The 18,475-nt window shown below is 58.3% G+C and carries 17 protein-coding genes; 1 reads left to right on the top strand and 16 read right to left on the bottom strand.

The annotated features are described in order from the left end of the window. The first annotated feature begins 42 nt into the window (after positions 1-42). On the top strand, positions 43-498 hold the full coding sequence (locus VXJ35_RS20970) for a DUF721 domain-containing protein (RefSeq protein WP_064023048.1): 456 nt from the start codon (positions 43-45) through the stop codon (positions 496-498). 52 nt (positions 499-550) lie between these two features. On the opposite strand, the gene lpxC is transcribed toward VXJ35_RS20970, so the two are convergent. From lpxC to rsmH, 16 genes are all read right to left on the bottom strand, one after another. After that, complete coding sequence (gene lpxC, locus VXJ35_RS20965; RefSeq protein WP_064023047.1) at positions 551-1,477, bottom strand: UDP-3-O-acyl-N-acetylglucosamine deacetylase; 927 nt, start codon at positions 1,475-1,477, stop codon at positions 551-553. 106 nt (positions 1,478-1,583) lie between these two features. Further along, positions 1,584-2,741 (bottom strand): cell division protein FtsZ, encoded by a 1,158-nt coding sequence (ftsZ, locus tag VXJ35_RS20960; RefSeq protein WP_064023046.1) that lies wholly within the window; start codon positions 2,739-2,741, stop codon positions 1,584-1,586. A gap of 23 nt (positions 2,742-2,764) precedes the next feature. Next, positions 2,765-3,991, bottom strand: a complete 1,227-nt coding sequence (ftsA, locus tag VXJ35_RS20955) for a cell division protein FtsA (RefSeq protein ID WP_054758926.1) — start codon at positions 3,989-3,991, stop codon at positions 2,765-2,767. 21 nt (positions 3,992-4,012) lie between these two features. Continuing rightward, positions 4,013-4,753: a cell division protein FtsQ/DivIB gene (locus tag VXJ35_RS20950; RefSeq protein WP_064023045.1), complete on the bottom strand. Its 741-nt coding sequence runs from the start codon at positions 4,751-4,753 to the stop codon at positions 4,013-4,015. After that, complete coding sequence (locus VXJ35_RS20945; protein WP_064023044.1) at positions 4,743-5,693, bottom strand: D-alanine--D-alanine ligase; 951 nt, start codon at positions 5,691-5,693, stop codon at positions 4,743-4,745. The genes VXJ35_RS20950 and VXJ35_RS20945 overlap by 11 nt, the downstream gene beginning before the upstream one ends. Next, positions 5,690-6,580 (bottom strand): UDP-N-acetylmuramate dehydrogenase, encoded by an 891-nt coding sequence (murB, locus tag VXJ35_RS20940; protein ID WP_064023043.1) that lies wholly within the window; start codon positions 6,578-6,580, stop codon positions 5,690-5,692. Before murB ends, VXJ35_RS20945 begins: the two co-directional genes overlap by 4 nt. Next, complete coding sequence (gene murC, locus VXJ35_RS20935) at positions 6,577-8,028, bottom strand: UDP-N-acetylmuramate--L-alanine ligase (RefSeq protein ID WP_064023042.1); 1,452 nt, start codon at positions 8,026-8,028, stop codon at positions 6,577-6,579. Before murC ends, murB begins: the two co-directional genes overlap by 4 nt. Then, a complete protein-coding gene (gene murG, locus VXJ35_RS20930; protein ID WP_064023041.1) occupies positions 8,025-9,107 on the bottom strand; it encodes an undecaprenyldiphospho-muramoylpentapeptide beta-N-acetylglucosaminyltransferase in 1,083 nt (360 codons plus the stop codon). The genes murC and murG overlap by 4 nt, the downstream gene beginning before the upstream one ends. Then, a complete protein-coding gene (gene ftsW, locus VXJ35_RS20925) occupies positions 9,104-10,273 on the bottom strand; it encodes a putative lipid II flippase FtsW (protein ID WP_064023040.1) in 1,170 nt (389 codons plus the stop codon). The genes murG and ftsW overlap by 4 nt, the downstream gene beginning before the upstream one ends. Next, entirely contained in the window at positions 10,267-11,637 is a 1,371-nt protein-coding gene (gene murD / locus VXJ35_RS20920) for a UDP-N-acetylmuramoyl-L-alanine--D-glutamate ligase (RefSeq protein WP_064023039.1), read from the bottom strand. Before murD ends, ftsW begins: the two co-directional genes overlap by 7 nt. A gap of 2 nt (positions 11,638-11,639) precedes the next feature. After that, a complete protein-coding gene (mraY, locus tag VXJ35_RS20915) occupies positions 11,640-12,722 on the bottom strand; it encodes a phospho-N-acetylmuramoyl-pentapeptide-transferase (protein WP_064023038.1) in 1,083 nt (360 codons plus the stop codon). Further along, complete coding sequence (gene murF, locus VXJ35_RS20910; RefSeq protein WP_082881028.1) at positions 12,722-14,089, bottom strand: UDP-N-acetylmuramoyl-tripeptide--D-alanyl-D-alanine ligase; 1,368 nt, start codon at positions 14,087-14,089, stop codon at positions 12,722-12,724. The genes mraY and murF overlap by 1 nt, the downstream gene beginning before the upstream one ends. Beyond that, positions 14,086-15,546, bottom strand: a complete 1,461-nt coding sequence (locus tag VXJ35_RS20905) for a UDP-N-acetylmuramoyl-L-alanyl-D-glutamate--2,6-diaminopimelate ligase (RefSeq protein WP_064023036.1) — start codon at positions 15,544-15,546, stop codon at positions 14,086-14,088. Before VXJ35_RS20905 ends, murF begins: the two co-directional genes overlap by 4 nt. Continuing rightward, a complete protein-coding gene (locus tag VXJ35_RS20900; protein ID WP_064023035.1) occupies positions 15,543-17,270 on the bottom strand; it encodes a penicillin-binding protein 2 in 1,728 nt (575 codons plus the stop codon). The genes VXJ35_RS20905 and VXJ35_RS20900 overlap by 4 nt, the downstream gene beginning before the upstream one ends. Then, positions 17,270-17,542: a cell division protein FtsL gene (gene ftsL, locus VXJ35_RS20895; RefSeq protein ID WP_064023034.1), complete on the bottom strand. Its 273-nt coding sequence runs from the start codon at positions 17,540-17,542 to the stop codon at positions 17,270-17,272. The genes VXJ35_RS20900 and ftsL overlap by 1 nt, the downstream gene beginning before the upstream one ends. Next, a complete protein-coding gene (gene rsmH, locus VXJ35_RS20890) occupies positions 17,542-18,471 on the bottom strand; it encodes a 16S rRNA (cytosine(1402)-N(4))-methyltransferase RsmH (protein WP_197495916.1) in 930 nt (309 codons plus the stop codon). Before rsmH ends, ftsL begins: the two co-directional genes overlap by 1 nt. Positions 18,472-18,475: the final 4 nt, after the last annotated feature.

The raw sequence follows: 18,475 nt of genomic DNA, 5'->3' as shown, positions 1-18,475 counted from the left end.
CGTTTAAGGGGACGTCTGCACTGAGTATCGCTGATTAATCAAATGTTATTCAAATCCGTATCGAAGTTTCAGATTCAATCTTTGCAGCCATGCGTCGAGCAAATCGCTCGCCAACAACAGTTGCTAAGGGTGATCAAAAATGTGTTGCCGCCACAGATTGCTTCACATGCAACTCATTGCGTGGTCAGCGGACGCAGGTTATCGGTTTATACCGATTCAGCCAGTTGGGCGTCTCAAATTCGGTTTTTTAGCAACGATATTTTGGATGAATTGCGGGAGCGAGGGGAGCTCTCGCTGTTGAGATTGCAAGTGCGCGTTCTGATGTCTGACTATCGGCAGACGAAAGTAGGGCGAAAACCGCGTTTACCCTCTCGGGAAACTATTGATTTACTTTGCCTCAAGTCGGAGAGCTGCAGGGCCGACGACCCATTAGCAAAGGCTCTGATGAGATTGGGATCCACGCTAAAGCGGAGGGCTGAAGCCGATCAGTCGGGGTAGTGCCGCCTGGTTTGGGCCATGCCAAGCGGCAAAACTATTTTTATGCGAGGAACTAGCCGGTTGCTCTGGCAGAGGACTGCGCGGAATTCAGGAACGAAATCGGCGCGTCCTCGGCGTTTTCGAACGTGACTTTTTCCCAGGCGTCGGTCTCGTTCAGCAGCGTCAATAACAATTTGTTGTTTAGCGCGTGGCCGGATTTGAAGCCCTGGTATTCGCCGATCAGGCTGTGGCCGAGCAGATATAGGTCGCCGATCGCATCCAGAATTTTGTGTTTGACGAATTCGTCGGCGTAACGCAGGCCGTCTTCGTTCAATACCTTGTCGTCGTCGACGACGATGGCGTTATCCAGGCTGCCGCCCAACGCCAGATTGTTTTCCCGCAAAAATTCGATATCTTTCATAAAGCCGAAGGTGCGGGCTCTCGCGACTTCCTTGACGAATGTCGTCGTCGAAAAATCCATCACCGCGGTTTTCAAATGGTCGGAAAATGCCGGATGTTCGAAGTCGATGGTGAAGGTCACTTTAAAGCCTTCGAACGGTAAAAACGCGGCCCATTTGTCGCCGTCTTCGACCTTAACTTCGCGTTTGATCCGGATGTATTGCTTGGGAGCATCCTGTTCGACGACGCCGGCCGATTGCAGCAGAAACACGAAAGGTCCGGCGCTGCCGTCCATGATCGGTACTTCGGCGGCGCTGACATCCACTATCGCGTTATCGATGCCCAAACCGGCCAGCGCGGACAATAAATGTTCCACCGTAGAGACTTTGACGCCTTCGCGAACCAGGGTCGTGGATAGCTTGGTCTCGCCGACATTTTCCGGGCGCGCGGTTATTGTCACGGGCGCTTCCAGGTCGACGCGGCGGAAACGGATGCCGGTGTCCGGCTCGGACGGGTGCAGAGTCAGGTAGACTTTGTCGCCGGTATGCAGGCCGACGCCGGTGGCTCTGATCGTGTTCTTTAAAGTGCGCTGTTTAATCATGAAATGCCGACAATATGTAAAACAAGGCGGGGGAGTCTATCACAGATTAGGCGATAGCTCCCCCCGAACTTGGTGGGCTGCCTGAACCGTTAAGCGGCTAACTCGGTTAGTCCGCTTGGCGGCGTAAAAAGGCCGGCACATCCAAATAGTCCAAATCGACATCGTTGCGCGGCTGGGCGCCGAAACGCGATTCTCTGGTCGATTCTTGCTTTTGCTGGCGGATTACAGTCGGTTTTTCCAGTTGGCCGTAATCCACTTCGCCGGCCGCGACTTTTTTCACCAGGCTGATCGGGGCGGCGTGCTTGGCTTTGTCGCCCATGCCGGTTGCAACCACGGTCACTTTGATTTCGTTGCCCATGGCCGGATTGACCGCCATACCGATTTTCATGTCGGCGTCTTCGGAAGCGAAGGCGTGCATGATGCTGCCGATTTCGTCGAACTCGTTCAGACCCAAGTCGCCGTTAGAGGTGACGTTGACCAGGATGCCGCGCGCGCCTTGCAGGTTGTTGTCGTCCAACAACGGGCAGGCAATGGCTTTTTCTGCGGCCAACCGTGCCCGGTTTTCGCCGCTGGCCACGCCGGTACCCATGATCGCGCTGCCCATGTTAGACATCACAGTGCGGACGTCGGCAAAGTCGACGTTCATCAGACCAGGGTGAGTGATTAGCTCGGTAATGCCTTGTACCGCGTCGCGCAGCACGTCGTTAGCGGCGCGGAACGCTTCCACCAACGATTTATTGTTGCCCAGTGTGGGTAACAATTTTTGGTTGGGAATGATGATCAACGAGTCGACCAGTTTTTCCAGTTCGCGCAAGCCGGCGTCGGCCACGCCTTTTTTCTTGGAGCCTTCGAAGTCGAAAGGTTTGGATACTACGGCAACAGTCAGCACGCCCAACTCTTTGGCTACTTCGGCGAATACCGAGATTGCGCCGGTGCCGGTGCCGCCGCCCATGCCGGCGGTCAGAAACACCATGTCGGCGCCGGAGATGACTTCCCGAATGCGGTCGCGGTTTTCTTCGGCTGCGGCTCTACCGATTTCCGGCCGGGTGCCGGCGCCCAGGCCTTTGGTTAATTCCACACCCAGTTGGACGATGGATTCGACGTTCATTTCTCGCAGGGCTTGGGCGTCGGTGTTGGCGCAGATAAACTGCACGCCGTCGATGCCGTCGGCCGCCATGTGGTTGACCGCATTGCCGCCGCCGCCGCCGACGCCGATCACTTTAATCACAGCACTGCCGCTGCTATCCAATAATTCATATTTCATATTCACGCCCTCCAGACAAATGTTTAAAAATTACCTTGAAACCAGCTTTTTATTTTCGATAACAGATCGGCGCCGTCATCGTTTATACCTAACGCCCGGCCGTGGTGATCCTTGCCGTACAGCAACAATCCGACCGCGGTCGAATAAATCGGGTTTTCCGCCACATCGGTCAATCCCGACACATGCAGCGGTACGCCCATCCGAACCGGCATGTGGAAAATTTCCTCCGCCAATTCGACCAATCCCTTCACTTGGGAGCTGCCGCCGGTGATTACCATGCCGGCGGCGATCAGATCTTCATATCCACTTCTTCTTAATTCTGCTTGCACCAACAGCATCAACTCCTCGTAACGCGGTTCGACGATCTCGGCCAGGTTTTGCGCCGAGATCTTGCGCGGCTCGCGGTCGCCGATGCTCGGCACATTGATGGTTTGTTGCGGGTCGGCCAATTGGGTCAAGGCGCAGGCATATTGGCGCTTGATGTCCTCGGCGTTTTTGGTCGGCGTGCGTAAGGCCACGGCAATGTCGTTGGTGACTTGATCGCCGGCGATCGGAATCACCGCCGTGTGCTTGATCGCACCTTCGGAAAAAATCGCCAAATCGGTAGTGCCGCCGCCGATGTCTATCAGGCAGACGCCCAAATCCTTCTCGTCGTCGGTCAATACCGCCGAGCAGGAAGCCAGTTGCTCCAGCACGATGTCGTCCACATCCAAGCCGCATTTGCGGATGCATTTGACGATGTTCTGCTCGGCGCTGACGCTGCTGGTGACCATATGTACCTTGGCTTCCAGGCGGATGCCGGACATGCCGATCGGCTCCTTGATGCCTTCCTGCTGGTCGATCACAAACTCCTGTGGCAGGATGTGCAGGATTTTCTGATCGGCCGGAATCGCCACCGCCCGCGCCGAATCGATCACCCGGTCGATGTCGTGCTGGGTGACTTCCTTCTCCTTGATCGCGACGATGCCGTGCGAATTCAGGCTTTTGATATGGCTGCCGGCGATGCCGGCGAAAACCGATTTGATCTGGCAACCGGCCATCAATTCGGCTTCCTCGACCGCGCGCTGGATCGAATGCACGGTCGATTCCAGATTGACGACGATGCCTTTCTTCAAACCCTTGGACGGCGCGGTGCCGATGCCGATCACTTCGATTTCGTCGCCGCCGCGGTATTCGCCGACGATGGCCGCGACCTTCGACGTGCCTATGTCCAATCCCACTAAAATATTTCGATCTGTCTTTTTGGCCATTGTTGTGTGCTCAGTAAGCGTTTAAATCAGGTTCTTATTCTTTTCAGCGATTGCTTTCCAATCGATAGTGGTGACTTCCGGTTTCCAGGTCACCGCAAAGCCGTTCGGATAACGGGTATCGACGCTCGCTATCATGGCGATTTGCTCCTCGCCCAATAAATCCATGGTTTTCAAAAAGCGCTGCATATTCTCCAGCGGCGCTTTGCGGCCCAATTGCATTTCCATGCCATTGGCCAATTTAATCCGCCAAGCCCGGCGTTCGTTGACGTGGAACTCGGCCAATTGCATCGATTTATCCTTCAACACGATGTAAACGCCCTTCATGATTTCCAACAGCTTCTTCTCCTGGCCTGCCGGGCCGGTAATCAACGGCAGGTTCTTGAACTCCTCGATAGAGTCCGGAACCAGCAAATCGCCCTGTTTGTTCAATAATGCCGAGTTGCCCCAACGCACTACCGGTTTTTGCTCGGTGATCTTGATGTGCACCGCGTCCGGCCACACCCGTTTTACGTCGACCTTGTCCACCAAGGGCAGAGCCTTGATCGCCTGATGAATGGCCTGCATATCGGCGTGGTAGTAGCCCAGCTTCATCTGTGGCGCCAATACCTGCTTCAACCTGTCCTTACTGGTGTATTGGAACGCGCCTTCGATCCGCACGTAACGGATCGGCTGGCCGCGCAGGGCGTTCTCGCCGAACTGCTGCCAACTCCACCAGCCGCCCCCCAACAAGATCAGGGTCAGTAGCAAAAACCTAAGCCGCACCCGCCGTTCCCGCCACGCTGGTCTCCAATATCCGCCACACCAATTCCTCGAAGCTGACGCCAACCGCTTTAGCCGCCATTGGCACCAGACTATGGTCGGTCATGCCGGGCACGGTATTGACTTCGATCAATTGCATGCGGCCGCTATCGTCGATAAAGGCATCGACCCGGCCCCAGCCTTCGACGCCGACGGTCTGGCAGGCTCTGAGCGCCAAAGCCTGCAATTCGCGCTCGCGCTCGGCGCTCAAACCGCACGGGCAATGGTATTGCGTGGTATTGGCGCGGTATTTGGCGTCGAAGTCGTAAAAGGTATGCGGCGTTTCCAGCCGGATCGCCGGCAGCGCTTCGCCGTCCAGCATGCCTATCGTAAATTCCTGGCCCTGGATCCATTGCTCGGCATAAACGTCGCAGCGGTACTGGCTGGCGGTTTTCAACGCGGCGGCCAACTCGTCGCGGTTATGGGCTTTGCTCATGCCGATGCTGGAGCCTTCCTGAGCCGGCTTGACGATGACCGGAAAACCCAGCGCATTGATGCAGGTGTCGATATCCTGTTCGCCATGCAACAAAAACCAACGCGGCGTCGGCAGGCCGGCGCCTTGCCAGCACAGCTTGGTGCGCAACTTATCCATCGCCAGCGCCGAAGCCAGCACGCCGGAGCCGGTGTAAGGCAGGCCCAGCGTCGCCAATACTGCCTGCAACACGCCGTCTTCGCCGCCGCGACCGTGGATGATGTTGAACACGCGGTCGAATTGGCGACCTGCCAGCGCGTCGATTGGACTGCCGGTCACGTCGATCGCGGTGGCGGCGATGCCTTGGGCGGTTAATGCTTGGTAAACCGCATTGCCGCTGTTCAACGATATTTCCCGCTCCGCAGCCGAGCCGCCCATCATCACCGCCACGTTGCCGAATTCGGCGGGATTGGTTATCCGTAAAGGTTTCATGCTTTGTCACCTACCCGGCAAACTTCGGTTTGCAGACTGATACCGAACTTGCTCTGTACCTGGGTTTGAATGTGTTCGATCAGGGCTTCGATGTCGGCCGAACTGGCGTTGCCCTGGTTCTCGATAAAATTGGCGTGCTTTTCCGATACCACCGCGCCGCCGACCGCGAAGCCTTTCAGGCCGCAGGCTTCGATCAGCCGCGCCGCGAAATCGCCCGGCGGGTTCTTGAACACCGAGCCGCAGGTCGGCTTGTTGGTCGGTTGGGTCGCGTTGCGTTTCTCCAGCAACGCTTTGATGTGTTGCTGGCTAGCTTCGCTGTTGCCCTTGGCCAATTTCAATTGCGCCGACAAAAACCACTCGCCGTCCAGCCCCTTGACCGAACGGTAGGCGACTTCGAATTCCGCTTGGTCGCGCTCGACGACTTGGCCGCGAGCGTTGACCATTTCCACCCGGTCGACGATACGCCAGGTTTCGCCGCCGAAAGCGCCGGCGTTCATTTTCAGCGCGCCGCCCATCGTGCCGGGGATGCCGGCCAAAAATTCGGCGCCGGTCAGGCCCAAGTCGGCGCAGAAGCGGGCGACGTGGGCGCAGGGGACGCCGGCTTCGACGTAAACCCGTTCCGAGTCGACCAAGCGCATTTCTTTCAGGCGGTTGCGAGTATTGATTACGGTGCCTTTAATGCCGCCGTCGCGTACCAACAGGTTGCTGCCCAAACCCAGCCAATACAACGGTTCGCCTTCCGGCAGTCCGGAAATGAAATCGACCAGGTCGGCTTTGTTTTCCGGGATGTACATGTGCTGAGCCGGGCCGCCGACCCGCCAACTGGTGTACTTGGCCAGCGGTTCGTCGTTCAGCAAAGTGCCTTTCCAGACCTCAGACGCCATCATGGCTGCCCCCGTTGCGCCGCCAACGCCTCAGTCAGCTTTTGCGGCAATTCGGCGGCGATCTGGCCGACGTTGCCGGCGCCCATGGTCAGGATCACGTCGTCTTTTTCGACGATGCCGGCCAGAATCGTCGCCAAATCCTCGCGGTTCTGTACGAACACCGGATCGACCTGGCCGCGCACCCGAATCGAACGGCTCAAGGCCTTGCCGTCGGCGCCGGTGATCGGGCTCTCGCCGGCCGAATAGACGTCCAGCAAAATCAATACGTCGACGCTAGACAATACTTCCACGAAGTCTTCGAACAAATCGCGGGTGCGGGTGTAGCGATGCGGCTGGAATACCACGACTTTGCGCCGCTCCGGCCAGGCTTGGCGCAAGGCTTCCAGTGTCGCGGCCAGTTCGCGCGGATGGTGGCCGTAATCGTCGACCAGAGTCAGTTTGCCGCCGGCGAAATCGACATCGCCGTTGATTTGGAAACGGCGGCCGACGCCTTTGAACTCGGCCAGGCTTTTGACGATGGCGGCATCGTCGACGCCCAGCGCGGTGGCAATCGTGGTGGCGGCCAAGGCGTTCAGCATGTTGTGCCAGCCGGGCAGATTCAGCGTGACTTGCAACGGCGGCAGGCTGCCCCAGCGCAATACGGTGAAATGGGTGCGCAGGCCGTCCTGTTTGATGTCGACGGCGCGGACGTCGGCATAACTGCTGACGCCGTAGGTTTTCACCGGTTTAGAGATGTTCGGCAGCACGTCGCAAACGCCCGGGTCGTCGACGCACATCACCGCCAGGCCGTAGAACGGCAATTGGTGCAGAAACTTCAGAAAGGTGTCCTTCAGTTTGCTGTAGCTGCCGCCGTAGGTTTCCATGTGGTCTTGGTCGATGTTGGTCACAATCGCCATCATCGGTTGCAGGAACAGAAACGAGGCGTCGCTTTCGTCGGCTTCGGCGACCAAATATTTGCCCAGGCCCAATTTGGCGTTGGCGCCGGCGCTGTTCAAACGGCCGCCGATGACGAAGGTCGGGTCCAGGCCGCCTTCGGCCAGCATCATTGTGGTTAAACTGGTGGTGGTGGTTTTGCCGTGGGTGCCGGCGACGGCGATACCGAAGCGGAAGCGCATCAGTTCGGCCAGCATTTCCGCGCGCGGAATCACCGGAATCCGGTTTTCATAGGCCCTGACCACTTCCGGATTGGTTTTGTCCACCGCGGTGGAGGTGACGACGACATCGACATCGGCCACGTTTTCGGCTTTGTGCTCCAAATAGACCTTGACGCCCAGGCCTTGTAAGCGGTCGGTCACGGCCGAAGCTTTAATGTCCGAACCGGATACGCTGTAGCCCAGGTTGCTCAATACTTCGGCGATGCCGCTCATGCCGGTGCCGCCGATACCGACGAAGTGGATTTTGTCGATGTCGCCGAGCGCTTGGTTGGCGGCAGGAATGTTGGGCCGATTCATCGCGCGGCCTCCGGCTGGAAAGCCGCGGTTGCGGCACAAATATCGGCCACGGTTTGGGTGGCGGCGAGCCGGGCTTTGGCTTTCGCGGCCCGGCTCATGGAATGTAAGGATGTCATGGCTTGTTGGATGGTGTTACGCAGATTTTCCGCGTTCAATTCGGGTTGCGGCAGCAGCAAAGCGGCGCCGGCCTCGGCTAAAAATTTGGCATTCGCGGTCTGGTGGTCGTCGATGGCGTGCAACAACGGCACGAAGATCGCCGGCAAACCGGCTGCCGCGACCTCGCTGACCGTCATCGCCCCGGCGCGGCAAACGATTAGATCGGCCCATTGGTAGGCCGCCGCCATGTCGTCGATGAAGGCCGCGACTTCGGCATTCATATTTAAAGACTGGTAAGCGTTTTCTACCTCGGCTTGCATCGCGGCACCGGTTTGATGTTTGACGTCGAGCTTGGCGAAGCCGGCCAATGCCGCGGGCACGGTCTCGTTCAATACTTTGGCGCCTTGGCTGCCGCCCAGTACCAAAACACGCAGGTTGCGGCCCGATTCCGGCGTCCATACCTGCTTGTCCGGCAAGGCGGTGAAGGTCCGGCGTAACGGATTGCCGGTACATTCGGCGCCGACGCCGGACGGGAAACTGTTGGGGAAGGCCTCCAGTATTTTGCCTGCCGCCAGTTTAGCCAGCCAACGGTTGGTGGTGCCGGGGACGCGATTTTGTTCGTGGATTACCAGCGGGATGCCCAGCAGTTTTGCCATCAGGCCGCCGGGGCCGGCGACGAAGCCGCCCATGCCCAAAACCACGTTCGGCCGGCGTTGGCGCAAAATCCGTCTGGCTTGGCGGCAAGCTTGGATCAATTTGAAAATGCCGCCGAATTTAGCCGACAAGCCTTTGCCGCGCAGGCCGGCCACCGCCAACCAATCGATGTCGATGCCGGCCGCCGGTACCACTTTGGCTTCCAGGCCGGTCTGTGTTCCCAGCCAGCTTACTTGCCAGCCGCGCGCCGCCATTTCCTGGGCCACCGCCAGCGCCGGAAACACGTGGCCGCCGGTGCCGCCCGCCATGATCACGATGCGGCCGCTCATGCCAGTTTCCCCTTGACGTTGCTCTTGTTGTGTTCGGTCACTTCGTAATGAATCCGAAACAACACCGCCATCGCCCCGCACATCACGATCATACTGCCGCCGCCGTAACTCATCAGCGGCAGCGTCAAACCTTTGGTCGGCAGCATGCCCATGTTGACGCCCATGTTGACGAAGGACTGGAAGCCGAACCAGATCCCCAAACCGTAGGCCGCGAGCGAGGAAAAGCGCAAGCCGGCCTGTTCCGCCTGTTCGCCGATGGCAAAAGCGCGCACCACCAGCGCGCTAAATAAAGCGATGATGGTCAGCACGCCCAGCAAACCCAATTCTTCGCCGAGCACCGAGAACAAAAAGTCGGTATGGGCTTCGGGTAGATAAAACAATTTTTGCAGGCCGTTACCCAGGCCGACGCCGAAGAATTCGCCGCGGCCGAACGAGATCAAGGCCTGCGTCAACTGGAAGCCGGTATCCTTGGCGTCGGCCCACGGATCGAGGAAGCTGGTGACCCGCGCCAGCCGGTAGGGCGAGACGATGACCAGCATCACCGCCAGGCCGGCGACCAGTGCCAGCAGGATAATGAATTGCGAAATCCGCGCCCCGCCCAGAAACATCATGCCCATTGCGATGATCAGAATTACGACGGCCGAGCCGAAGTCCGGCTCCAGCAACAACAACACGCAGGCCACCGAAAACAGCATCAGCGGCTTGACCAGGCCGAAGGCGGAACGCCGTACATGCTCGGCGTGGCGGGTGACGTAGCCGGCCATATAGATCACCGAAATAAATTTGACCACCTCCGACACTTGAATCCGCAAGCCGAGAATCGACAGCCAGCGGATACTGCCGTTGACTTTGACGCCGACGCCGGGGATCAACACGACCAGCAACAGGGCCAGGCCGGCGATAAACAGAGTTTGGCCCATCTTTTCCCAACTTTTCATCGGCACGTTCAAAACGAAGCCGGCAAAGGCCAAGCCGAAGGCGATGTGGGCCAATTGTTTGAACGGATAATGCGAGATGTCGTCGGCCATCTTCACGCCCAGGTGCAGCGAAGACGAGGTCACCATCATGAAGCCGATGCCGAGCAGGCTGAAGCAGGACAGCATCAGCAACGGATCGGTATGTAAGCGGGTTTGCCGCGGCTTTGGCGCGGGCGTCGGCTTCAACATGACGGCAGCTCCATCACCGCTTCGGCGAATTTGTTGCCGCGGTCGACGTAACTGCGGTATTGGTCCAAGCTCGCGCAGGCCGGCGACAACAGCACGCTGTCGCCGGCATCGGCCAGGCTTGCGGCGGTTTTGACCGCTTCTTTCATGGTGCCGGCGAATCTGACCGGCACGCAATCCTGCAGCGCATCGGCAATCACTTGCGCATCCTTGCCGATCAGAACGACACCTTTGGTTTTTTCCCGCACTGCCGGCGCCAATTCGGCCATGTCGGCACCTTTGGCGTCGCCGCCGGCGATCAGCACCACTTTACGGTCGTAGCCTTGCAACGCAGCGACGCAGGCGCCGATGTTGGTGGCCTTGGAATCGTTGATCCAGTTGATGCCGGCCCTTTCGGCGACTTTCTGCATCCGGTGCGGCAGGCCTTTGAAATTGCGCAGCGCCGAGCACATCGCGGTCATGCTCAGACCGACCGCGCTGCCCAAGGCCAGGGCAGCCAGGGCGTTGGCCAAATTGTGCGAACCTTCCAGGCGCAGGTGGGCGGCCGGCATCAAGACTTGGTTGCCGTGCATCAGATTGACGGTTTCGCCGCGTTGTAGATAAAAATCGGCGGGACCTTGGATCGAAAACGTCAACGTCGGTCGATTAGCGTCGCGCATCGCCATCACCAGCGCATCGTCGGCGTTTAAAACCATGGTGCCGCCGCCGCGGAATATGCGCTGTTTTTCGGCGGCGTAGCTTTCGATGCTGGCGTGGCGATCCAGATGGTCTGGACTGACGTTCAACACGGTTGCGGCTTTGGCGTTCAAAGCTCGGGTGCGCTCCAATTGGAAACTAGACAGTTCCAGCACGTATAAATCGGCATCCTGTTGCAACAGGTCCAGCGCTGGCGTACCCAGATTGCCGCCGATGGCGGTTTTCACCCCGGCGGCATTGGCCATTTCGCCCAGCATCGTCGTGACGGTGCTTTTGCCGTTCGAACCGGTGATGCCGATGATCGGTTTGTCGGTGGCGCAGGCGAATAAATCGATGTCGCTGATCACGACGACTCCGGCCTGCACGGCTTTATGGATCGCGGTTTCGTGCAAGGATACGCCGGGGCTGACCAGCAAGTGGGTGGCGACATCCAGCGCGGCTTGGTCGAAGCCGCCGGAAAATACCGGTACATCCGGCATTTGTTCGCGCAGGTTGTCGATCAATGGCGGCTGCTTGCGGCTGTCGACCACGGCGAATTTGATCGGGGTTTTTTGCAAAAATTGCGCGGCCGAGTAACCGGTCGCGCCCAGGCCGACGATCAGCAGCCGGGCATTGGCCGGATCCAGTTGGAAATGGTGTTCGAGATTGGCGAGTAGTTGCGCGGTATCCATGGCTATCTCAGTTTCAATGTCGCCAGGCCGATCAGGACCAAAATAACCGAAACGATCCAGAAGCGGACGATAATGCGCGGCTCCGGCCAGCCTTTTAGTTCGTAATGGTGGTGAATCGGCGCCATCAGGAATACCCGTTTTTTGCGGGTTTTGTACGAAGCGACCTGAATGATCACCGATATCGTTTCGACCACGAAAATGCCGCCCATGATGACCAGCACGATTTCCTGGCGCACCAGTACCGCGACGATGCCCAGCGCGGCACCCAGCGCCAACGCGCCAACGTCGCCCATGAACACCATGGCCGGATAGGCGTTGAACCAAAGGAAGCCGAGACCGGAACCGATCAACGCCGCGCAGAACACCACCAATTCGCCGGATTTCGGGATGTGCGGAATTTGCAGGTATTGGGCGAAATTGGCGTGGCCGGACAAATAGGCGAAGATCGCCAGCGCTGCGGAAATCATCACGGTGGGCATGATCGCCAGGCCGTCCAGGCCGTCGGTCAGATTGACCGCGTTACTGGAGCCGACGATGACGAAATAGGTCAGCACGATATACATCCAGCCCATATCCAACGTGACGTTCTTGAAAAACGGCACGATGAACTGGGTTTCCGCTGCGACTTGGGCGGTACTATATAAATAGATGCCGGCACCCAACGCGACCACCGATTGCCAGAAATACTTGGCTTTGGCCGACAGGCCGACGCTGTTGCCGAGCAGCACTTTTTTGTAATCGTCGATAAAGCCGATCACGCCGTGCGCCAGCGTCACCAACAAAACCACCCAGATGTAACGATTGCTCAGATCGGCGCAGAGCAGGGTGGAAATCGCAACAGCGAATAGAATCATCGCGCCGCCCATCGTCGGCGTGCCGGATTTGGAGAAATGGCTTTGCGGACCGTCGTCGCGTACGCTTTGGCCGATTTTTCTGCGGGTCAACTTTTCGATCACCATCGGCCCGCTCAGCAGCGAAATCGCCAATGCAGTCAATACCCCCAAGATGGCACGGAAGGTCAGGTAATGTAAGACCCGGAAGCCGCTGTCGATATTGCTTAAAAAGTCTGCGAGTAAAAGTAACATTATGCCGCTCTAAAATTGTCGACCAGCGCCGCCACCACGTTTTCCATTTTTTGGGCGCGCGAGCCTTTAACCAATAAAGTTTCCCTGCCGCTCAGTTCCGCGGTCAGGTCTGCAATCAATTGTTCCTGCGTGTCGTAATAACGAGCGCCGGCGCCGAAGCCGGCGACGCTGTGCCGAGCCAATTCGCCGGTGGCGAACAGGCGCTTGACGCCCATGGCTTTGACCGATTCGCCCATTTCCCGGTGTATCGCCGGACTATCCGGGCCCAGTTCGCCGAACGCGCCCAATGCCAGCCAAATCTCCGATTCGCCGCACGCGGCGATGGCTTCCAAGGCGGCGCGCAGCGAACTCGGGTTCGCGTTGTAGGTGTCGTCGACGACGATGTTGTTGTGGCGGCCGCGTAGCGGTTGCATCCGGCCGACGACCGGCCGCAAGCCTTCCAGGCCGGTTTTGATAGCGTCGCGGCCAATGCCGAATTGCAGCGCTACCGCCGCTGCCGCCAGGGCGTTTTTGACGTTGTGGGCGCCGGCCAGGTTTAACCGAATATCGATGGATTCGCCGCCGGTTTGCAACTGGAAGCGAGTGGCGAAGCCGTCGGCGTCCAGGCCGGTTTCGATTTGCTCGGCGCGCACGTCGGCAGCGGGATGGAAGCCGAAACTAACCGATTTACGCGGACCGGCCAGGGCGAGCCAGAAGTCGAAGAAGGCGTCGTCTCGGTTCAACACCGCGACGCTTTCCGGCCCCAGGCTTTCGATGATCTCGCCCTTGGTTTTGGCGACGCCGTTCAGGTCGCCGAATCCCTCGATATGGGCCGCGCCGACGTTGTTAATGACGCTGACATCGGCCTGGGCATAGCGGCTGGTATAGGCAATTTCGCCGATATGGTTGGCGCCCATTTCGATCACGGCGTAACGGTGCGAGGCATCCAGTTTCAGTAAGGTCAGCGGCACGCCGATATCGTTGTTCAGGTTGCCCTGGGTCGATAAGGTCGGCCCCTGAGTCGTAAAAATCGCCGCGATCATTTCTTTGACCGTGGTTTTGCCGTTGCTGCCGGTGACGCCGGCGACTTTGACCGGCAATTGCCGGCGCCAGTAGCCGGCCAGCTCGGCCAGCGCCAAATGGGTGTCGGCGACGACGATTTGCGGTAACTCGGAAGCGCAGGCGTGTGCCAGCAGCAGCGCGCCGGCACCGGCCTGCTCGGCTTTGTCGATAAAGCTGTGGCCGTCGAAATTCTTGCCCTTCAAGGCCAGGTAAAGTTCGCCGGGTTTCAACGTGCGGGTATCGATGCTGACCGATTCGACACTGCGGTCTGCGCCGGCCAGAGTGCCGTTGACGGCTTGGGCGATTTCGCTGAGCAGCATTTTCATGATTTACGCCACTCCGCCAAGGTCTGTTGCACCAGCGCGCTATCGCTGAACGGCCATTTTACGCCGGCGATTTCTTGGTAATCTTCGTGGCCCTTGCCGGCGATCAGTACGCAATCGTCGGGGGCTGCTTGTTGTATGGCTGTGTTGATGGCCGTGGCTCTGTCGTTAATTACGGTTACTTTTTCGCTGCGGCAGCCGGCCAAAATGTCGGCGACGATGGCGGCCGGAGCTTCGCTTCGCGGATTATCGTCGGTGACGATGACCTGATCCGCCCAGGTCTCGGCAATCCGGCCCATTTCCGGGCGTTTGCCTTTGTCGCGGTCGCCGCCGCAGCCGAACACCAACCGCAGCCGTTGCTTGCCCTTGATGGCTTTCAGTACTTTTTCCAGCGCATCCGGACTATGGGCGTAGTCCACGAAAACGGTGGGTTTGCCGTGGCCGCCGAACTTTTCCATCCGGCCGGCGATTGCCGATAAATTAGCCAAGCGCGCTACCGCGGTCGGGAACGGCGTGCCTTGGGCCAGCAATACGCACAACACTGCCAGTAGGTTTTCCAAATTGAACCGGCCGACAATGCTGCTGGCGGCTTTATGCCGTTGGCCGCGCCAAACGGCGTCGAATTCGATGCCGGCTGCGCTAAATTCCGCATTTTCGGCCGTGACGCATTCCGCGTTTGCTACCGTGCGGCCGCCAGTGCTGAAGGTCCAGACCTGGACGCCTTGGCCGATACTGTCCAATACCTGCACGCTGCTTTGGTCGTCCAAATTGACCACGGCAAATTGCAAGCCCGGCGTTTTGAACAATTCCAGCTTGGCTTGCAGATAGCTCTGCATATCGCCGTGGTAATCCAGGTGGTCCCGGCTCAAATTGGTAAAGACCGCGCCTTTGAAGTGCACGGCATTGACTCGGCCCTGCTGCAAACCGTGCGAGGACACTTCCATTGCCGCGGTGCGTTTACCTTGGCTGACGAATTCGGCCAATATGCGTTGTATGTCCAGCGCGTCCGGCGTCGTGTTGGCCGTGGCCTGCAAGCTACCCACGTCGCCCCAGCCCAACGTGCCGATCACGCCGCAATCCGGCAGCGCCTGCGCGATCAATTGGCTACAGGTGGTTTTGCCGTTGGTGCCGGTCACGCCGATGACGTCGAGTTTTTCCGAAGGCCGGCCGTAAAAACGGGCGGCGATTTCGCCGAGTTTTTGCGCCAGGCCGGTAACCGCGATAAACGGTACACCGGTTAGTGCCATTAAATGCAGCGCGCTGCCTTGCGGATCGAATACCACCGCTTTGGCGCCGCCTTCGACCGCCTGTTCGGCATGGGCCAGGCCATGCTGCCGGGAGCCGCTCAGGGCGAAAAACGCATCGCCTTCTGCCGTCCGGCGGCTATCCAGGGACAGGCCGGAGATGTCGGGATCGGTTTCGGTTTCGCTATATCCGTTCAGCAATTCGCTCAGCTTCATCGTTTGCTCAACAGTAAGTGCATGTTTTCCATGCCGTCCGGCTCTACGCCGTAAACTCTCAACGCTCCGGCCATAACCCGGGAGAAGGCCGGCGCCGCGACCAAGCCGCCGTAGTATTGGCCGCTGGTCGGTTCGTCGACCACGATCGCGATGATGAAACGCGGGTTACTCGCCGGCGCCATGCCGACGAAGACCGATAAATACTTGTCGTCGGCGTAACCGCCGGCCGTGGCCTTTTTCACGGTGCCGGTTTTGCCGGCGACCCGGTAGCCTTCGACTCTGGCCTGGTAAGCGGTGCCTTCCTTGCTGATGACGTGTTCCAGCATTTCCCTAACTTTTCGGGCCGTTTCCGGTTTAAACACCCTTTGTGCGTCCGGGTCTTCGTCGCGCTTCAATAAGGTCACCGAGTGAATGATGCCGTCGTCGGCCAGCGCCGTGTAGGCTCTGGCCAGTTGTAAAATCGAGGTGGATACGCCGTAACCGAACGACAAAATCGCTTGGTCGAATTCGTGCCAGCCTTGGTAGTCCAGCAACGAGCCGCTGGCTTCGCCGGGGAAGCCGACGCCGGCCGAAGTACCGAAGCCCAGCTTGTTGTATATCCCCCAAAAATATTCCGGCGGCATCGTCATCGCGATCTGGGTGACGGCGATATTGCTGGATTTCTGCAAGACGTGGGTCAAATCCATCGTGCCGTAGTTGTGCACGTCTTTGACCACGTTGCGACCCAGGTGGTAAACGCCGTGGGTCTCGATCATCGTGTTCGGATGGATGTAACCGCCGTCCAGCGCCGCCGCGATCACGAACGGTTTTACCGTCGAGCCGGGTTCGAAACTGTCGACGATGGCCCGGTTACGGTAACGGTTGCTGCTCAATTCCTTGCGGTTGTTCGGGTTGAATGCCGGCTGGCTGACGCTAGCCAATACGTCGCCGTTTTTAGCATCCAATACCACCAGCGAGGCCGAATGCGCCTTGTTCTGGATCACCGCGTTCTGCAATTCCCGATAGGCCAGATATTGCAAACGTTCGTCTATCGTCAGAATCAGATCGCGGCCCGGCACCGCTTCTTCGATGTTCTCCACGTCCTTGATAATTTGGCCTTTGCCGTCCTTGATCACCCGCTTTTTGCCGGGTTGGCCGCGTAATATGTGTTCGTAACCGTGTTCGATGCCTTCCTGGCCGATATCGTCGATGTTGGTAAAGCCCAGCAAATGGCCGGATACTGCACCGGCCGGATAGTAGCGCTTGAACTCGCGTTCGAAATAGACGCCGGTAATTTCCAGGTCTTTAACTTTTTCGGCGATATCCGGGTTGATCTGCCTGCGTAAATAGACGAAGCGCTTGTTGGCGTCCTTTTCCTTTTTCAACAGCGCGCGCAGTTCCTTTTCCGGGAAGCCGAGAATTCTGGCCATCGGCGTCAGTTTGTCTTGTTCGCTGTCCTTCAATTGCCGCGGATTGACCCAGATCGATTGCACCGGGGTGCTGATAGCCAACGGCTCGCCGTTACGGTCCTTGATTTGGCCGCGGTAAGCGGACACGGAAACCACGCCGACGTGTTGCATGTCGCCCTTGTCCTGCAAAAAATCCTTGTCCAGTATCTGCAGGTAAACCGCACGTCCTACCAGGGCCGCCATCGCCAGCATCATCGTCGACAGCAGCAACTTGCGCCGTATCGGAAAATCGGTATTAAGGCGCGGCGCTGGGGCTGAACCGGTAAAAATTCGCATTACGGCTTGATGTATATAATTTTGTCTTGCGCCGGCAGGGTCAGCATTAGCCGCGATCTGGCTTCGACTTCAACCCGGTTTTCTTCGGTCAGCGTGGTCAATTCCAGTTGTAAACGTCCCCATTCGACTTCGTAATCGTCGAGTTCTTTTTCCTTTTTTTGGATCTCGATAAACAGCAGGCGCGATTGGTACTTGCTGTAAATGACGGCAATGCCGGAAATCAGCAGCGCCGCCACCAATATCGTTAGCAGGATGTTTCGTGCAAATACCATCAACGCTTCTCCGCGACTCGCATTACCGCGCTGCGCGCTCTGGGGTTATTGCGCAGTTCCTGCGCTTGGGCACGAATCGACTTGCCGATTTTGCGTAGCTGCCCTTGTTCTATGTCTTGTTCTCTGACCGGCAATTTGCCGGGGTCGGTCTTCGCGCCGGATTGGTCGCGGATAAACCGTTTGACGATCCGGTCTTCCAGCGAGTGGAAAGAAATGACCACCAGCCGCCCGCCCGGCGCCAACGTGTCGAGCGCTTGCTGCAAACCGGCTTTTATCTGTTCCAACTCCTGGTTGACTTCGATCCTGATCGCCTGGAAACTGCGCGTGGCAGGATGTTTGTGCTTGTCGCGAAACGGTACGCTGTGTTCAATCAATCTCGCCAATTCCAGCGTGGTCGTAATCGGAGCCTGTTGGCGCTGGCTGACGATCGCGCGGGCGATGCGTTTGGCAAACCGTTCTTCGCCGTATTCGAATAAAATCCGCACCAGTTCGTTTTCTTCAACTCGAGCCAGATAATCTGCCGCCGACATGCCGCGTCCGGTATCCATTCGCATGTCCAACGGCCCGTCGCGTAGAAAACTGAAACCACGCTCAGCGATGTCCAGTTGCGGCGACGATACGCCCAAGTCCATCAAAATCCCGTCGATTTTGCCGGCATATCCTTTGCGTCCGACCACGGAGGCCAATTCGGTAAAGCTGGCGTGGTGCAGTTCGAATCTGGGGTCCTGGCGCAATTTCTCCGCTTCCGGGCTGGCAATCGCATCCGCATCTCTATCCAGTGCCAGCAACCGGCCCGATTCGTCCAAACCGGTCAAAATACCGCGGCTATGGCCGCCGCGGCCGAAAGTGCAATCCAGATAGGTTCCGTCCGGTTTTATCGCGAGTTGCTCAAGCGCTTCGGCGTATAAAACGGTCTGGTGGGCCGGCATCTCC

The sequence above is a fragment of the Methylomonas sp. DH-1 genome, from assembly GCF_046097555.1.
GTDB lineage: Bacteria > Pseudomonadota > Gammaproteobacteria > Methylococcales > Methylomonadaceae > Methylomonas > Methylomonas koyamae.
This window is presented reverse-complemented; position numbering and strand designations above follow the sequence as displayed.